Below are 15,064 nucleotides of genomic sequence, written 5' to 3'. Positions count from 1 at the left end.
CGCATAGCCCTAGCCGCCCTTGCTCTCATCGTTGCTGCTGATGTGGCGCGAGCGGATCCGAAGCCGTCAGATGCTGCGATGATGCAGCGCCTCCTTAGGAGGATCGAGCAGGACAACCGCGAGTGCAACGTTGGGATGTCCTACGCAGGCAGGATCGCAGCGAACGGAGGCGCATCTTCAGCTCGGTTTGATGGAGCGCTCGTCCTTATCTACAGCGTCGATGGCTGCGGCGGTGGTAATAACTGGGGCTCGACGGCTCAAGTTTACGGCGTGAAAGACGACTTGGCGGTTGAGATTGGAAAGCCGCAAAGTTGGTCAATTGTCAAAGGCGCGGACTTCAACGACAAGCGGGCCGTCATCTATGCGGTTTCGCAAGGGCCCAACGACGGCCATTGCTGCCCCACGGAAGGTAAGACGATTGAGGTAACCGTCAGCGACGGGCAAGTGGTGTTTCGCCAAATTAAAGCTTGGCATAACAGCAACTGATTACGCATTGGCTACTTCCCCAGGCCAGTCACGTCGCCGCCTCCGGCTGCGCAGGCGCGTTGCCGAGGTCGTAGAAGCCGTCGTTCTTCGTCGCGTCGCCCTTGCGCTGCTCCCAGGCCAGCGTGTTGATCAGGTCGAGCGTCGTCGTCGTGCCGGCGTTCGCATCCTGGGTGTAGGCGTAGCCAGCGACCTTCAGCGTCTCGGTCGCACTCTCGGTCGGGAACAGCATGGGCGACTTCACCGTCACCCCGTCCGACGGGTCCCAGAGGCCGCCCACGCCCGGCTTTAGCCAACCCTGGTAGGTGAGCTGTAGCTGCAGGGCCATGCTCTGTAGGACGGCCGCTTCCCAATTCGTCCGCAGCTGCGTGCCCTTCTGGTCGAGCGGCATCTCAGCCAGCACCTTGCGCATCGCCCCCGGGGTGCCGCCCTTCACCGTGGCCTTCGCCTGGATCTCGGAGGCCGACCGGCCAAACAGGCTGTCGGAGCCAGGCTGCTGCGAGTTCGAGACCAGCGACTCTACCGCCAGGTGGCGCAGCTGGCAGTTCGCCGAAAGGATGTTCTGCCCTTCGACGAAGGCGACCATGCTGCTGCCGGACTTTGGACCGGCCACCACGTTGCCGGCCGCATCGGCGTAGAAGAACAGGTTGCGCTGCCGGCACAGCCTCGAGATCAGGTCGAAGGGTGTCTCGCCATAGCGGACCACGACGTTCGGGAAGGGCGTGTCCCAACCGTCCGATCCGTTCTGGATGCGGAACTTGATCCCGTAAGGAGCGAGCACGCTGTTCGCGATGGCATCCAGGCGATAGCCACGGAACTGCCCCGTCCCGCCATTGATGCTGGCCTCCGTGATCAGCCCGGCCTTGCCGTAGCCAGTGACCTGCACCGCATGGCGGTTGGCGTCGAACACGGCCTGCCGGTCACGGATGTAGCCTTGCTGGATCACCACCTGACCGGCTAAGGCGATGTCGACCCGGTCGCCTGGCTTCAGCTTCATGCTGGCGACTGCGCTCGGCTCGGCACAGACGAGGCGGAAGGATCGGATCCAGCCCTCGTTCATGAAGTTCTGCTCGACCTGGACCTGCATCCAGTCGCGGTAGGTGCCGCCCTCGGTGCGCACCTCGCAGATAAGATCGGGATCCGGCATCAGATCGCCTCCACCTGGCGGCTCTTCGAGACGGTCGTCTCCTTGAACAGGTCGCCCATCGAGGTCCGGGCCCGGGTGCCGGGCGGGAAGCCGTTGAGGTCGATCGTCATGCGGTGGTCCTGAGGCGGCGCCTTCGCCACCGGAGCCTCGTCGCCGTAGAACCGGCGCATCATGCTGTCGCCAGTGCGCTCGCCCGAGCCGTCCGCTGAGGCCGTTGCCCCGCCGTCGGAGCCATCGGCTCGAAGAAGCGCGACGCCCTTCCGTCGATGCGGCCCCATCTGGTTGTCGACCTTCTCGCGAACCGTGCCAGGCGCTCCACCGGCCGCGGCATCACGCATCTGCAGGTGCGCCTCCGACACGCCGCCGGCATTGATGGCGCCGTAAACCTGGTGGATGCCCATGCCGGGGCGGACGCCGCGGTCGCGTAGGTAGCGCGTGACCGCCTTCATCTGCTCGCCGGGCGACATGTCCTGCGTGACGCCGTACTTTTCGCGCTGCGGCTGGCCCCACTGGATCAGGCCACGGTGCTGGCCCCACTTCGTCGTTGGACCGCGCTTCCACGGATCGAAGGTGCCGGCGGTCTCATAGGAGATGACGGTCGCCAGATCCTCGGCGCTGATGCCGAGATCCTTGGCCGACTGCTTGATCCCGGCAGCGAGTCCATCCGGGTATTTGGCTGCGATGGGGCCTTCCACCGATCGGCCTGCTCCGCCCCGATCCAGCGTCCCGCGATACGGCATCGGGGCACGGGGCGAGATCGCCGCTCCACCGCCACCGCCGGCCAATGGCTGGGGTAGCCCAAGCGGGGGGATGGTGCCGACGCCGCCGTAACCGCCCGGGCTTCCACTGCCGCTCATGCCGCCGTAGCTGGCGCGATGGATGATGGGGTTGCCGCCGCCCGTGACGCCAGAGAAGCCCGAGGGCTGAGCGGTAGCTCCGCCGGAGGTCCGCAGCTTCTCAAGCTCGTCGCCGACCCGACGAAGCTCCTCCGTCATCCGATCGCGCTTGCGGGCGTAGTCTGGCGCGTTCGGGTTGGCGTCGAGAAGCTTGCGCTGCTGCTCGATGGAGTCGCGCTTACCCTCTAGTTCGCCACGGGTCAGCGGCTTGCTGCTGCCGCCGCCTAAGAGCGGCTTGAACTCGACGTTCTTTGACGGGTCGCCGAGCCCGATGAACTCCTTGAACTTCTCGTAGGTGCGGACGATCGCCTCAAACTCCTGCACCGTGGTGCGGGCGAACTTGCCGATCTCCTCAAGCTGCTTGGCAAAGGCCGCCATCGACTCGGCGGAGCCGAACTTCTCGACGAGAGCCGACAGCTGTTCGAGCAGCGGGGCCAGGGCCTCGGTGCGCAGGCCATCCATGTTCTCGCGGACCCGGCTGAGCGCCGTCTCGAACCGCTGGGCAGCCTTCACCTGGGCGTCCGTGGTCTGGCCCTGGGCCTTCAGGATCTCGTCCATCACCGCCCGGTAGCGGCCGGTTAGCTGGCCGGCGACGGCAGCGATCTGGTCAGAGCCAAGCATCATCTCGACGACCTTCCGGCGCTTCACCGGGTCGCCGATCTGGGAGACCGAGTCCATGAAGGTGTCGAGCGCCGCCTTCATGTTCGGCGAGCTGACCATCTTCTCGACCAGCTCGCCGAGGTTCATCTGCTGGAGGTCGGCATAGGTCTGGCCATAGCGCTTCCGCATCTGGCTCATCTCATCGGCGAACTTGCGAACCCCGCCCTGCATGGTCTCAGCAGACACACCGAACCGCTCGCCCAAGGCGCTGAAGGCACGAAGCTGGTCGACGGCAAGGCCCGTCTCCTTCGACATGATGGCAAGCTGCTGCGTGCCTTTCGAGAAGCCGCTGAGTGCTGCCGTGACGGCCCCGAGCGACACACCGGCGCTGAGCCCGACGAGGCCGAGCCCGGAGAGCACCGGCGTCATTCCCTGCAGAGCGGCAGTGGTCTTGCCAAGTGCGCCGTTGAAGCCTTCGAAGTCGCGCTTCAGGTCCTTGCCGGCTTGGGTGCCTGTCTTGGCCGCTCTGCCGAGCGCCGTCTCCAGCTTCGCCAGAGGGCCGGTGAAGCCATCCTGGACTTCTGCGACGAGGCGCAGGCGTTCATCGGCCATGGGAAGCATCCTTGGGCGGGTCGAAGCTCGGGAGGGCGAAGAACCAGGCTTCCAGCGCCTGTAGATCGAGGGGCGCGCCGGCCGCCTGTGCTAGGGCAGGCCAATCGGCCTCGACGATCCCACCGTGTTGCGAGTCTGCGATTTCGACGAGGCTGTAGCCGTTGCTCGCCGGGGCGCCGATGCTGGCGAGGAAGCGCTCACCGATCTCACTGGCATCGAGGCAGGTCGCGACATCGAGAGCGAAGGCCGTCTGAAGCGAGGCGCCGAACTCGACAGCGCGTCGAGCGGCACAAGCCCCGATCTCGCGGACGATGGTGCTGAGCGCAGCGATCACCACGTCGGCGGCATCGGACTGCGGCTGTGCCCCCAAATTTGGGGAGACCTGGCGCACGACCTCAGCAGCAACTGGCCCCTTCGCCGTCCCGCCGCGATAGGCCACCGGCCGCTTGGTCAGCAGGTCGTCGGACGCCTCGACGTTGATCAGGCCATCGACGGTCATCACGAGATGGCCCCGCGCCTCCCACTTGTTCACCGTCGAGCGGTTCACCTTGTGACGCCGTGCGAACGCTGCCTTGGTTGCCGTTGTTGCCACTGCTGCCGTTGCCTGTTGCCGCTGTTGTCGTTGCCGGGTTTTGGAAGCTCAGACCTACGGAGAGCTTGGACTCGCGCGGACCCCCGACCCTCCGCGCCCTGGGGAAGGACCCAGAGAACGCGCATGCTGTCGTGCACACACTAGAAAGCATCTCGAGCGCTGCATTGGCTGTGTTGTTCCGTCGTTAAGGAGCAAGATCCAGTGTGATCTGATGTGAGACGAGAGGGCGTCGGGATGTCTGGCGAACAGCGATCAAGCGTCAGGAAGACGCTGTTCCGTATTGGCGAGATGCAGCTGGATGACTGCTCATATGTGATCGACTGCTTGGTGCGAGATAGCTCTGAGATTGGAGCGCTTATCGAGGTCGGCCATACGAACGGTCTTCCAGATCAGTTCAGGCTGACCATACCGAGTAATGGATTGAACAAGCGATGCCGTGTTGTTCGCCGCACGGCACACATGCTCGGCGTTGCTTTCACAGGGTGATGGACGAAGCACCTCACGCAACTGCTGCGAAGACGATGCGGTCGGTGGCGCCGATCTCGATGGTGAAGGGCTGGATCAGGCCGATGTTAGAGAAGGTGAGCAGGTGGCGCGGTTCCTTGGACGGGTCCGGCGCCTTGCCCACCGAGCACCACAACGCGGGCTCGGAAAACGATGGCGTGACGAACGCTACGCAGGGGCCGCTTAGGCCGCCTGGCACCAAGGACTGCACCGTGGGCAGTGCGTTCGGATCGGTCAGCGTAGTGCCGGAGATGGGCAGCGTGGCGCTGGCGATCGGCGCGGGGCCTCGATGCTGAGGCGTAATGCCAGGCGGATGGAGTTCAACGCGAATGGTACCGGTGGCCATAAGGCTCTCCTGAAGCTCTGAGGGAGGAGACCGCGGCGGGGTGACCCTTCCGCCGCGATCTCCGATAGTCCCGCCGGCTTGGAGAGCGGGGGGGCGGTCTTGCCGGCCTTGGTATCCCTCGCCCCCATGGCTTTGGATCAGGCGGAGGACAGGCTGGCTTGTCGCTATTGGGCTGACCGGATCACCCTCAATGGCGCGGCTGGAGGCCCTCGCGGGTCGGCCGCGCAATCTCGTGTCAGCCGGTGCGGCGCCAGAGCGTGCCGTCGGCCGCGTAGCGCTCAGAGCCGAGCTGATAGGCGGAGCCGGGCGTGTGCAGGTCGCGCTTCGTATAGGCCGGCGCGGAACGTGCCGGGGCTGCTGTCGCCGCTGCCTGCCGCTCGGCCTCGCGTGCCTTGGACCATTCGGCCATGCGCTCGGCCTGCGTCTTCGGGGTCGTGCCAGGCTCGGGCTTGCCGAGGGCGCGACGTGCCATGGCAGCGCCGGCCTCGACCTCTCGCTGATCGAAGTTCATCGGGGTTCTCCGTTGACGTAATACCGGACGCCCCAGAGCGGCGCGGCATCGCGACCGAGACCAGGGAGGTAGACGCGAGCCGAAAGCGGCTTGTGCGGCTCTTCGGGTACGCTGGGGGTGAAAGTCGTGGTCGGGTGCTTCCGGTAGGTCGGCCTCCGGTCGTCACCCATGCCGCTGTAGATCTGCTCCACCGTCGTTTCGTGACGCGACGGCGTGCCGGCCTTGCCATTGAATGGCTCACCGGGCGGCACCGCCTCGGCATCGTGGGGCAGATTGCCGTTGGCCTCAGCGATCAGCCGCTCGCGCTCGCGGATCTGACCGAGCAGCGTCACCAGCTTTCCGGCAGCCGCAAGGTAGTCATTAGCCATCCGGCCGACCTCAGCGCTGGCCTTCATAGCCTGCTTGCGCAGAGCCCTGCGGCGGGTCTGCTCAGCCTCGTGGTCGGCCTTGGCCTTGGCCTCAGCGATCACCGCCGCGGCGTGCTGCATCTCGGCCTGATCGATGCGAACCTTGGCGACAGCGATGCGGTGTTCGAGGTCGGCCACATCGTCGACGGTGCCAGTCAGCATCAGGTCGGTGCGGCCGGCCTCCAGGGCGCTCCGTTCCGCGACGGCGGCATCACGGTCTGCCGCGATCTCAGTTGAGGCGCGAAGCGCGAGACCAGCGCTCCAATCCGGACGCGAAAATTCACGGGGCGACCGCATCGTCACGTGCGACTCGACGTAGTCGCGGGGACGGATGGTGAAGGTCGGGATCATGCTGAGAACCCCCATCAGGCGGCCTGCCGCATCGCGGGGGCAGACGGAGCCGGGCCGGGGCCGTCGTCGGTGCTGGAGGGGCTGAGGCGGACACCGTGCGCGGTGAGCTGGGCCCGGACGGACTGACGGACGAACTCCGACATGGTCTGGCCGCGCTGGCGCGCAGCGGTATCGACGGCATCGGCGAGTTCGGTCTCGACCTTGAGACGAAGCGTGCTGGGACGAGGGATTGCGGTAGGCATCGGGGGCACCACGGCATCTAGGTTGCGTGGTAATGACAATGTTTGTTCAAACCCTACTAAGCAAGACCAGTCGGATACCTGGTTTCGACCGCCGGCACCAATCAGTCGTCCGCCGTTATTCGCTGTTATCTATTGTTGTACAAAGCGGAAGAATTCCGCGTCAACTTGCCACATGACCGTGAATTCTGGCTGCTGGGTCTCTTTCAGTGGGTCCACATGTACGGAACATACTGAACCCGCGCCTCTTCCATCTACGCTCGGCACGTCATCCTGTTGTCGGCATTGGAAATCACCGCCATGCGCATCAGCCTGACCACCTTCGCCGCCTTCAGCACGCTACTGATTGCCGGGCCAGCCTTCGCGCAGACCAAGCCGCTTCCCGCGAGTGACGTGGTGCCGCCCGTCGAGCTGGCCATCTCGATGGAGAATGGGAAGCCAGTGTGCGCGCCTGCCGAGTTGCTGCTGCCGGCCGACACGAACGTCTCGATCAGCATCGTCAGTACGGCAGATACGCCGGTCACGATCACGGCTGCAGGCCAGTTTGAGAACGGCCATGTGCTGCATGCCGACGGCGATCTGACTCATGACGCCAGTGAGAAGGGCTACACGATCAAGCGGAACGGCAAAGGCGTCCTGAAGGTCCGAACCATGAAGGCGGGCGAGTCGGCTTATGGCTGCACCAGCAACCGCAACGTGGACGCGCCCTTCGTTGGCAAGCTGATCTTGTCGCCGCCGGCCGGCTAAGAAGGCGGCCGTTCCTATGTGGGCTGCTGCCTCGCCTCAGCCCATTCTCGATCGCGTTGAGCTTGCGCCTCTCGGATCGTAGTGTGCTCTCGGTCCTGTTCCGCATAGAGCTTGCGCATCCGCTTCTCCTCGCGCGCGGCTGCCTTCCTCTTCCACGCAAGGTCGGCTGCCTTCTGAGCCAAGATCTCCTCAATGGTGATCGGCTTCACCGGCTCTTTCTTGCGAGCCCATGGGAACGGCTGCCGAGGGTATGGTGAGGAGGGGGGCGGTGGTGCCGAACGATCCCTGGCCGGCGCAACGCCCTCGACGAGGGTAGTAGCCTCGACCAGCGTCATGCCGGCAGAGGCAGCCACGCGGGTTGCCGCAGCAAGGCCAGCCGATCTCTCGCCTTCAGTTGCTCCCCGGCGGGAAAGAGCAAGGCACTTCTCGAACCGGTCGTGATCCAGCATCGGCAGCATCGTCCTGATCACGCAGCGGAGTCGCAGGGAAACCACGTCATCTCGGCAGCCTCCAGCGCATTTTCGATGATCTCCCCAAGCGATATCGCCCGCGCCTTCGAGCCAGGATCGCTGCCGTCGATCCTCACCACGTCGGACCAACCGTTGTCGGTACCCATACTCGAAAGTGGCTACGGTCTTGGGCCGCTCGGTCGTTTCCGGCAGTACAACTTGGATGCCGCGGACCTGTGGCCATTCGTGAAGCAGGGCTACGCGCTCGATTTCACCGCCTGCCATTGCTGCGCCTCTCTGTAAAAATCTGAGACGCGGTGGCCCCGTCTGAAAATATCTTACCCCCCTGTGCCGTTTGTGCCTTTGGCGCCAATAGCTCTGTTTTTGGCGCTATTGGCGCCAATGACACTACCGGCACAGGGGTCCCCATCTTTCTACGGATGGGGGTTTCGGCAAAAGGGCGGTCGGCGATTACCTCCGGGTGGACCTCGTAGTTCTGCGCCTTGCGCCCCTTGCGCTCGCCGGCACGGGCGAAGCGCTGCCGGATGAGGTTGGCCTCCAGAAGCTGCTTGCAGGCCGCCTCCATGTCGGCGGCGTCCCGCAACATGCCGCCAACCTGACGCCGGACATCCCGCGCGTTAAACTCGCCGATCCGGTTCTGCCGCAGGTGCCGAGCCAGCAGCATGCCGCGCCGCTCGACGACCGGGATCGACGCGTCGCCGAACACACGCTCGGCCATCGGCAGGAAATAGGCGTTCAAGAGATCTGCAGCTGCCGTGACGGCATCCGGGGAGATCTCCTTCGGCTCCGCCACGCTCGGTGCCCCGCCGCACCACCATAAGTGCTCCAGGACAGCCGAGAGTCGGAGCGCGTGTCCGCGTGCCTTGCCGAGGGTACCGGCGAGCAACCCGCTGGCCTCATGGCAGCGCTCGACCATGTCGCGGGCGAACGCCTCCAGGCGATCCTCCGCTTCCGGCGTCAGGCGCAGCTTCACCGGCTCCAGTTGACCAAACTCGTCGATGCCTTGGGCAAGCTCGGTGAGCCGCGCGAAGGCTGACTGCATTGGCCCGTCGTCCTGAACGCCGCGTGCGAGCGTGAACTCGGGCTTGGTGTCCGGCCATGCCCAGAGCAGGCGCGAGGCCAGGCCGTCGTCGGGGCCGTTAAGGATCATCTCCAGCTTGTCGGGCTGGACGCCGCCGAGCACGCCGATGCTGAGGTGCCGAATATGAAGCGGCTCCGGGTTCTTCATCCGGTCGACGACGTAGGAACGGCCGCCGTACATCTCGATCGCGAAGGCCCGATCCGACCCGCCGCCACCGTACTTGTCGAAGGCACCGAGCCAGCCCGCCAACTCGTCGCGCACGAGCAGCAGGCCACGCGGCAGGCCCGCCGCCAATGCGCCAAGCGCCTCGACGGTGGCATCGGCGACGCGGATGCGAGGTCGAACCGGAGCCGGCGGCTCGCGGGCATTGTCCGGCATCGGGGGCACGTCCGCATCACCGTTCTTTACGGCGGTCTTGACCTCGACTTTCCAGGCCTCGACCCGCGCGTCGCAGGCCTGCTTCAGCGTGGCGTGCTCCTGCTGCACCTCGTCGAAGCCGTAGGCCATGCGATCCTCTGCGAAGCGCACCAGCGTGAAGGCTGCATCCATGCTGGGAGACTTCGACGAGGAAGGCGGCCCAACCTCGCCGCACCACAAGACGGGCGGCTCGGCCCACGCGGCGCCGGCCTGGGGCCAGCGCACGTTGACGATCGTCGCGCCGACGCTTGCGAGCAGCGCCACCGCGACGTAGTCGGGCGGCGCCGAAGCGCTTCGAGCCTTGCGCTCGCACCAGCCGGCCCAGGGGCCAAGCAGATGAAGCGGAAAGGCCGGAGCGGGGCGGCGTCCGGTCCCGAGTAGGCTGAGATCCGGCTCGCCCCAAGAAGCATGCCCCCCTGTGCCGGTAGTGCCGTTGGCGCCAATAGGTTCGTGACTCGGATGATGCCAGTCGTCGGCCGTCGGCGGGCCGAGGCGTTCCAGCTCGTCAGCGAATGGGTCGGACTTCATGCCCGCACCTCCAGATTGTCGGTTGCGGCATGGTGGTCGGGGGCAGGCGTCCGTCGATCAGCCCGCTCGGCCTTGGACTTCTTCAGCTCAGCGAGGATGCTGGCCGCAGCGCGCACGTTCGCGATCATGCACCGGACTGAATATTCGAGCCCGGCATCGTTGCCAGCCTCGACGTAGCTCTGACCGATCCGAGCATGGATCTCGGCGCCAGCGAGCGTCTCCGCGATGAAATCGCGGTAGGCGTCGAGCGAGCCGTACGCGATGTGATCGACCGGCGAGTGGGGGGCGCTCATGCGCGCCTCCCGTCGGCCTGCCCAAAGGCAAGGTCGGCCACAGCCGCCGCGAGTGCGGGGCTGAAAGCGAAGCGCGAGAGGATGCGCGAAGTCTGGATTTTGCGGGGATCGAGTGCTATCTGGAAGTCGTCAGCCGCCAAGCAGACATTTTCCAGAGCCCTCGCCGTGCCCGCGGCGGGGGTTCTGTCGTTGTGATCCATGCCTTAAGCGGCCTCCTGCTCAAGAGAGGCGAGATAGCCGCGCAGGCTGTCGGCCGGGATGAGGGTGCGAGTGCCCACCTTGATCGTGCGGAGTTTCCTGTCGGCGATCAGCGCATAGATGGTCGTCCGACCCAAACCAGTGACGTAGAGGGCCTGGGGCACCGTGTAGGCAAGCTTCTCCGGCGAGGCGCGCAGTTCTCCCTGCGGCGCCTGAACTGTGTGAAGGTTCATGGCTACTGTCCTTTAGCGTCCGCCGGAACGTCAGCGGATGCTCAATACATGGCCGCTGCGATCAATGTTGTCACGCCTGGACATCTTGCGCTCTTGAAGAGCGCGCAAATAAAACTGCGTTCTTCAAGAGCGCAAATTTTTCAACCGGCGCCCGACAACATGTACCGAGACCTCGTCTCTGCCCGCGGCCGTCAAAGCCTTATTGACGGAGTTCCGGATTTTGCTGGCCAATCCCCTTTCATTTGGATCCTTGCCTACCAAGGCTTTCTCGATTGCCTCATTCAACGCCATCTCTTGCTTGCTGTTCTTTCTCGCTATGCGAGCTCCCTCCGCTTGTTTAAAAGCAGCAGCATTCATGGCACTCTCTGATAAAGTCGCTCTGCTGGTGGCCAGTAAAGTACCTGATATAAGGTGATCTACTGCCCAAGCGATATCTCTTACTAGTGCAGGATCACTTCTTAGCAGCTTATCAAAAGAGACAAGCAAAGCTCGCTCGCCATACTCAATAGAGTCGACGGCCTCCTTGGCACACGTTAGATCACCCGGAGTCATGTGAGGCATGGCTGACGCTCGACTGACAAATTCGCCTATCAATTGTACTCTGCCGCGGATGCGCAGCATGATTTCTTCATAACTGGCGCCATTTTTCATTAGTCAACGCCATTTATTTGGGTAGCAGCAGTGTATGTGGCCCAAGCGCTCATCAGCTCGCGCCGCTTTTCAAATAGGTCGCCGCGCCGATAGGCGGCTTCAACTTTGTTGTCGATCACATGAGCGAGGGCCATCTCGACGACATCCGACGGGAACGCGGTGGTCTCAGCGGCCCAGTCACGGAAGCTCGATCGGAAGCCATGGGTTGTGATGTCCCCTCTGCCCAAGCGCCGCAGAAGCATCAGCATCGCCATATGAGAGAGAGGTTTGCCGCTCCGGCTGCCGGGGAAAACGACCGTGTCGTCGAGGTTCTGCATTTCTTCCAATATGGCCAGGGTTGGCCGCGACAGCGGCACTCGGTGCTCCCGACCACCTTTCATTCGCTCACCGGGCACGGTCCAGACCCCGGCATTCATGTCGATCTCAGACCAAAGGGCGTCCCTTGCTTCACCTGACCGGGCTGCGGTCAAGATGGTGAAAGCCAGCAGTCGCGCCGCAGTGCCGCCTCGTTCGTCGAGTGTCTTCAGGAAGCTTGGGACCTCATTGAAGGGCAGCGCGGGGTGGTGCTTGACCTTGCTGACCTTGGAGCGCTTCGGCAGCAGATTGGCGAGGTGCCCCTTCCACCGCGCCGGGTTCTCTCCGTCTCGATAGGATCTTGTCTTCGCCCAATCGAGGATAGACTCGATCCGTCCGCGTACCCGCGCCGCGGTCTCTGACCGGGTCGTCCAGATCGGGTCAAGAACCCGCATCACCAGTGCGGTATCGATCGCCTGGACCGGATGGTCTCCGATGATCGGGTAGGCGTAGCTCTCCAAGGTGGCCGACCACTGTCCGACGTGCCTGCCGTTCCGCCAGCCCGCCTTGTGAGCTTCGATGTATGCTTCGGCACAGGTGCGGAAGGTGACGGTCCGTGCCGCCTCTAGAGCCTCTTTCTGAAGCCGCTCGCGTCTTACCTCAATCGGATCGACGCCCTCGTAGGTAAGTTTCCGGCACGCCAGCGCCTTGTCACGCGCCTCGGCCAGGGAGAAGGTGCTGACAGGGCCAAGCCCCATCTCTCTCGCTTTGCCCTGAAGGGTGTATCGGAAGATCCAGCTCTTCCCGCCCTTGCCGGTGACTTGAAGCCACAAGCCGCCGCCGTCCCCGTACATACCGGGGGTTTTTAGCCTCGTGACGCCAAGTGCTGTCAATTTGCCCGGCATTTCCTCACCCACGGCGCTACCCACATCGTAGCCCTGGATTTGGGAGAACGCCAGCGGACCGTGGCGAACGCCGTCTCGGCGAACCTGCTGTGAAATCAACTCGTTAGTGGATAGCAGCGAACGGCTAGGGATGGGAGTTTGTGGGACTCCGTCTCCGTCCAGCAGGGCTTCCAGGAGGGCGCGAACGTCAATCCGGTGATGGAGATGTCCCGGCTCATCATGATCACGCGGAACTTCGAGAGCGCGGCCACCGCGGTCGCCGAGACCGAATCCTCGATGCAGAACGCGATCCGCACCCTCGGCCCGGCCTCCTGAGGCCGGCGCCGGCCGCCGCGCCTCCCGCCCGGGGAGTCCCGCCGGGAGCAGGCTCGACCCGGCTCCGCCGATGGCCTCCTCGCGCGGGATGCGAGCGCAGGCCGCTCGAAGCGATCACCGCCAGACACGGCCCGGAGAGGTACGGAATTGTCCATCAACGCGCTCGACAGGTTGGCGCAGGCGCTGGCCGAACGGCAGCAGCAGCCCCTGGTCCGCATCGGCGGCCCGGTGCGCGAGGTCGGCGCCGCGCATTGCCGGATCGGCATCAGCTCTCCCCTGCTGAAGCTCGGGGATCGCATGCAGGTCTCGGCGGGCGATCGGCCCCAGCAGGGCGAGGTGATCCGCATCGACCGCGACGGCGTGCTGCTCAAGCTCTTCGACGCGAAGGTGGAGGTCGGCCTGGACATGCTGGCCTACCGTGTCGGCGCCCGCGACCCTCGCCCCTGCGAGGCGTGGAAGGGCCGGGTCGTCGACGCCCTCGGGCAGCCCGTCGACGGGCTGGGCGACCTGCCCGCCGGCGGGCATCCGATGCCGCTCGACGCCGACCCGCCGCCCGCGATGCAGCGGTCGCGGGTCGAGCGCCTGCTCAGGACCGGGGTACGGGCCGTCGACCTGTTCACGCCGCTCTGCGCGGCGCAGCGCATCGGCATCTTCGCCGGATCGGGCGTGGGGAAATCGACCCTGCTCGCGATGCTTGCCCGGTGCGAGGGGTTCGACACCGTCGTGGTCGCCCTGGTCGGCGAGCGCGGACGCGAGGTGCGCGAGTTTCTCGAAGGCCCGATCCAGGCGAGCCGCGCGCGATCCGTCGTCGTCGTCGCGACCGGGGACGAGAGCCCGATGATGCGTCGTCAGGCGCCGAAGACGGCCATGGCGGTCGCGGAATACTTTCGCGACCGCGGGCAATCGGTCCTGCTGATCGTGGATTCCGTCACCCGCTTCGCCCATGCCGCGCGGGACGTGGCCTTGGCGGCGGGCGAGCCCCCCGTGGCGCGCGGCTATCCGCCCAGCGTGTTCGGCGATCTGCCGCGGCTCCTCGAACGGGCCGGGCCGGGCATCGAGGGCGGCGGGACGATCTCGGGCATCTTCTCGGTCCTGGTCGATGGCGACGACCACAACGACCCGGTGGCCGACAGCATCCGCGGCACGCTCGACGGCCACATCGTGCTCGACCGGGCGATCGCCGACCAGGGCCGCTATCCGGCGATCAGCCTGCTCGGCTCGATCTCCCGGCTCGCCGACCTGGTCTGGACACGGGAGCAGAGGGACCTCGTCCGCGCCCTGAAGAACCTGATCATGCGCTACGAGGACACCCGCGACCTGCGCGTGATGGGCGGCTATCACGCCGGCTCGGACCCAGAGCTCGACCAGGCCATGATCGTCATTCCGAGGATCTACGCGGCCTTGCGGCAAGACCCCTGGCAACCCGCGAGCACCGACGCCTTCGCCGAGCTCGCAGCGGCACTTCGCGATTAGCGCCGTTCCCGTTCGATCCGCTTCCGAACCTGCGACGGCGAAGGCCTCCGCGCACGCGTCGGCGGCGACGTTGACGACGAGGCGGCCTTTCGAAGCGGCGAATCCTCGTCGGCCGGTGCCGTTGATGCGTGGCGTCGCAGGCCTATGAAGCTCGCGCTTCTGAAATATCTTCGGCGTTTCCCGCCCGTCGAATTGTGCACGAGAGGCACGAAGGACGAGATGTCGCCGGTCCCATCGATCCGCATCTGAGCTCGGCGCCCTATGTCGACAGATCTCATCATGCGAGATCGCGACCATGTGGTATCTCTACGGCTTCGTGCTTCTCGCCGGCGTCGCCAACGCCGTCCAGGCCGGGCAGAACGGCGCGCTGTCGAAGGGCTTGGACGAATCGTTGACGGCGGGCCTGATCGTCGTCGCCGGCACGGCCACCTGCATCCTCGTGGTCGGCCTGCTCGCGGGCAAGCTCGCGTGGCCGACGGTGGCGCAGGCCGCGGCGATGCCGTGGTGGGCGTGGCTCGGCGGCATCCTCGGCGGATGCATCATCCTCGCGCAGTTCGTCGTCGCGCGTCAGATCGGTGCGGCTCCGTTCCTCAGCCTGCTGGTGACGGCGGGCGTGACCACCTCGATCGTCCTGGACAATTTCGGCTGGGTCGGGTTCGAGCGCCATCCCGCGAGCCTTTGGCGCATCCTCGGCGGGGTGCTGATGGTCCTCGGCGTCGGTCTCGTCGCCCTCTTCTAGATGCGAAACGACGGATGCGCGCGAGCTCGTAC

The 15,064-nt window shown here is 65.3% G+C and carries 19 protein-coding genes; 6 read left to right on the top strand and 13 right to left on the bottom strand.

Annotated features, from left to right (window positions below):
- The first annotated feature begins 78 nt into the window (after positions 1-78).
- The gene (locus tag FV230_RS03985) at positions 79-486 is read left to right on the top strand and encodes a hypothetical protein (RefSeq protein WP_147841348.1); all 408 of its coding nucleotides are present in this window, start codon (positions 79-81) and stop codon (positions 484-486) included.
- A gap of 28 nt (positions 487-514) precedes the next feature.
- Here the strand turns inward: FV230_RS03985 and FV230_RS03980 are convergent, their stop codons facing one another.
- The 7 genes from FV230_RS03980 to FV230_RS03950 form a co-directional block, all read right to left on the bottom strand.
- Complete coding sequence (locus tag FV230_RS03980; RefSeq protein ID WP_147841347.1) at positions 515-1,630, bottom strand: phage baseplate assembly protein; 1,116 nt, start codon at positions 1,628-1,630, stop codon at positions 515-517.
- Entirely contained in the window at positions 1,630-3,738 is a 2,109-nt protein-coding gene (locus FV230_RS03975) for a hypothetical protein (RefSeq protein ID WP_147841346.1), read from the bottom strand. The genes FV230_RS03980 and FV230_RS03975 overlap by 1 nt, the downstream gene beginning before the upstream one ends.
- Positions 3,728-4,285: a hypothetical protein gene (locus FV230_RS03970; RefSeq protein WP_147841345.1), complete on the bottom strand. Its 558-nt coding sequence runs from the start codon at positions 4,283-4,285 to the stop codon at positions 3,728-3,730. The genes FV230_RS03975 and FV230_RS03970 overlap by 11 nt, the downstream gene beginning before the upstream one ends.
- Positions 4,286-4,829: 544 nt before the next feature.
- Positions 4,830-5,180, bottom strand: a complete 351-nt coding sequence (locus FV230_RS03965; protein ID WP_147841344.1) for a hypothetical protein — start codon at positions 5,178-5,180, stop codon at positions 4,830-4,832.
- 235 nt (positions 5,181-5,415) lie between these two features.
- The gene (locus FV230_RS03960; RefSeq protein WP_147841343.1) at positions 5,416-5,691 is read right to left on the bottom strand and encodes a hypothetical protein; all 276 of its coding nucleotides are present in this window, start codon (positions 5,689-5,691) and stop codon (positions 5,416-5,418) included.
- Positions 5,688-6,449: a hypothetical protein gene (locus tag FV230_RS03955; protein ID WP_147841342.1), complete on the bottom strand. Its 762-nt coding sequence runs from the start codon at positions 6,447-6,449 to the stop codon at positions 5,688-5,690. The genes FV230_RS03960 and FV230_RS03955 overlap by 4 nt, the downstream gene beginning before the upstream one ends.
- A 14-nt stretch (positions 6,450-6,463) precedes the next feature.
- Entirely contained in the window at positions 6,464-6,691 is a 228-nt protein-coding gene (locus tag FV230_RS03950) for a CopG family transcriptional regulator (RefSeq protein WP_147841341.1), read from the bottom strand.
- Between the two features lie 297 nt (positions 6,692-6,988).
- Between FV230_RS03950 and FV230_RS03945 the strand changes: the two genes are divergently transcribed.
- Both FV230_RS03945 and FV230_RS03935 read left to right on the top strand, forming a co-directional pair.
- Complete coding sequence (locus FV230_RS03945; RefSeq protein WP_147841340.1) at positions 6,989-7,435, top strand: anaerobic typically selenocysteine-containing protein; 447 nt, start codon at positions 6,989-6,991, stop codon at positions 7,433-7,435.
- Positions 7,436-7,872: 437 nt separating this feature from the next.
- Positions 7,873-8,187 (top strand): hypothetical protein, encoded by a 315-nt coding sequence (locus FV230_RS03935; RefSeq protein WP_147841338.1) that lies wholly within the window; start codon positions 7,873-7,875, stop codon positions 8,185-8,187.
- On the opposite strand, the gene FV230_RS03930 is transcribed toward FV230_RS03935, so the two are convergent.
- The 6 genes from FV230_RS03930 to FV230_RS03905 form a co-directional block, all read right to left on the bottom strand.
- Positions 8,156-9,931: a DUF3987 domain-containing protein gene (locus tag FV230_RS03930; protein ID WP_147841337.1), complete on the bottom strand. Its 1,776-nt coding sequence runs from the start codon at positions 9,929-9,931 to the stop codon at positions 8,156-8,158. The genes FV230_RS03935 and FV230_RS03930 overlap by 32 nt on opposite strands.
- Positions 9,928-10,224: a hypothetical protein gene (locus FV230_RS03925; protein ID WP_147841336.1), complete on the bottom strand. Its 297-nt coding sequence runs from the start codon at positions 10,222-10,224 to the stop codon at positions 9,928-9,930. The genes FV230_RS03930 and FV230_RS03925 overlap by 4 nt, the downstream gene beginning before the upstream one ends.
- The gene (locus FV230_RS03920) at positions 10,221-10,424 is read right to left on the bottom strand and encodes a hypothetical protein (protein WP_147841335.1); all 204 of its coding nucleotides are present in this window, start codon (positions 10,422-10,424) and stop codon (positions 10,221-10,223) included. The genes FV230_RS03925 and FV230_RS03920 overlap by 4 nt, the downstream gene beginning before the upstream one ends.
- Positions 10,425-10,427: 3 nt before the next feature.
- Positions 10,428-10,655 carry an excisionase family DNA-binding protein gene (locus FV230_RS03915; protein ID WP_147841334.1) on the bottom strand — a complete coding sequence of 76 codons (228 nt, stop codon included), beginning with the start codon at positions 10,653-10,655 and terminating at the stop codon, positions 10,428-10,430.
- 123 nt (positions 10,656-10,778) lie between these two features.
- Positions 10,779-11,306 (bottom strand): hypothetical protein, encoded by a 528-nt coding sequence (locus FV230_RS03910; protein ID WP_147841333.1) that lies wholly within the window; start codon positions 11,304-11,306, stop codon positions 10,779-10,781.
- On the bottom strand, positions 11,306-12,505 hold the full coding sequence (locus FV230_RS03905) for an integrase arm-type DNA-binding domain-containing protein (RefSeq protein WP_147841365.1): 1,200 nt from the start codon (positions 12,503-12,505) through the stop codon (positions 11,306-11,308). Before FV230_RS03905 ends, FV230_RS03910 begins: the two co-directional genes overlap by 1 nt.
- Before the next feature lie 138 nt (positions 12,506-12,643).
- Between FV230_RS03905 and FV230_RS03900 the strand changes: the two genes are divergently transcribed.
- The 3 genes from FV230_RS03900 to FV230_RS03890 all read left to right on the top strand — a co-directional run bounded on the left by FV230_RS03900 (position 12,644) and on the right by FV230_RS03890 (position 15,032).
- Positions 12,644-12,820: a flagellar basal body rod C-terminal domain-containing protein gene (locus FV230_RS03900; protein ID WP_147841332.1), complete on the top strand. Its 177-nt coding sequence runs from the start codon at positions 12,644-12,646 to the stop codon at positions 12,818-12,820.
- Between the two features lie 147 nt (positions 12,821-12,967).
- Positions 12,968-14,293, top strand: a complete 1,326-nt coding sequence (gene fliI / locus FV230_RS03895; protein WP_147841331.1) for a flagellar protein export ATPase FliI — start codon at positions 12,968-12,970, stop codon at positions 14,291-14,293.
- A 295-nt stretch (positions 14,294-14,588) separates the two neighbouring features.
- Positions 14,589-15,032: a DMT family transporter gene (locus tag FV230_RS03890; RefSeq protein ID WP_147841330.1), complete on the top strand. Its 444-nt coding sequence runs from the start codon at positions 14,589-14,591 to the stop codon at positions 15,030-15,032.
- Positions 15,033-15,064: the final 32 nt, after the last annotated feature.

It is taken from the genome of Methylobacterium sp. WL6, from assembly GCF_008040095.1.
Classification (GTDB): domain Bacteria; phylum Pseudomonadota; class Alphaproteobacteria; order Rhizobiales; family Beijerinckiaceae; genus Methylobacterium.
The sequence above is the reverse complement of the archived record's forward strand: the minus strand, read 5'-3'. Positions and strand labels throughout refer to the sequence as shown.

Excerpts from the sequence above, each read along its gene's own strand:
- FV230_RS03985 (WP_147841348.1), top strand. The coding sequence starts at position 79 with ATGATGCAGCGCCTCCTTAGGAGGATCGAGCAGGACAACCGCGAGTGC.
- FV230_RS03980 (WP_147841347.1), bottom strand. The coding sequence starts at position 1,630 with ATGCCGGATCCCGATCTTATCTGCGAGGTGCGCACCGAGGGCGGCACC.
- FV230_RS03975 (WP_147841346.1), bottom strand. The coding sequence starts at position 3,738 with ATGGCCGATGAACGCCTGCGCCTCGTCGCAGAAGTCCAGGATGGCTTC.
- FV230_RS03965 (WP_147841344.1), bottom strand. The coding sequence starts at position 5,180 with ATGGCCACCGGTACCATTCGCGTTGAACTCCATCCGCCTGGCATTACG.
- FV230_RS03960 (WP_147841343.1), bottom strand. The coding sequence starts at position 5,691 with ATGAACTTCGATCAGCGAGAGGTCGAGGCCGGCGCTGCCATGGCACGT.
- FV230_RS03955 (WP_147841342.1), bottom strand. The coding sequence starts at position 6,449 with ATGATCCCGACCTTCACCATCCGTCCCCGCGACTACGTCGAGTCGCAC.
- FV230_RS03950 (WP_147841341.1), bottom strand. The coding sequence starts at position 6,691 with ATGCCTACCGCAATCCCTCGTCCCAGCACGCTTCGTCTCAAGGTCGAG.
- FV230_RS03945 (WP_147841340.1), top strand. The coding sequence starts at position 6,989 with ATGCGCATCAGCCTGACCACCTTCGCCGCCTTCAGCACGCTACTGATT.
- FV230_RS03930 (WP_147841337.1), bottom strand. The coding sequence starts at position 9,931 with ATGAAGTCCGACCCATTCGCTGACGAGCTGGAACGCCTCGGCCCGCCG.
- FV230_RS03925 (WP_147841336.1), bottom strand. The coding sequence starts at position 10,224 with ATGAGCGCCCCCCACTCGCCGGTCGATCACATCGCGTACGGCTCGCTC.
- FV230_RS03920 (WP_147841335.1), bottom strand. The coding sequence starts at position 10,424 with ATGGATCACAACGACAGAACCCCCGCCGCGGGCACGGCGAGGGCTCTG.
- FV230_RS03915 (WP_147841334.1), bottom strand. The coding sequence starts at position 10,655 with ATGAACCTTCACACAGTTCAGGCGCCGCAGGGAGAACTGCGCGCCTCG.
- FV230_RS03910 (WP_147841333.1), bottom strand. The coding sequence starts at position 11,306 with ATGAAAAATGGCGCCAGTTATGAAGAAATCATGCTGCGCATCCGCGGC.
- FV230_RS03905 (WP_147841365.1), bottom strand. The coding sequence starts at position 12,505 with ATGCCGGGCAAATTGACAGCACTTGGCGTCACGAGGCTAAAAACCCCC.
- FV230_RS03890 (WP_147841330.1), top strand. The coding sequence starts at position 14,589 with ATGTGGTATCTCTACGGCTTCGTGCTTCTCGCCGGCGTCGCCAACGCC.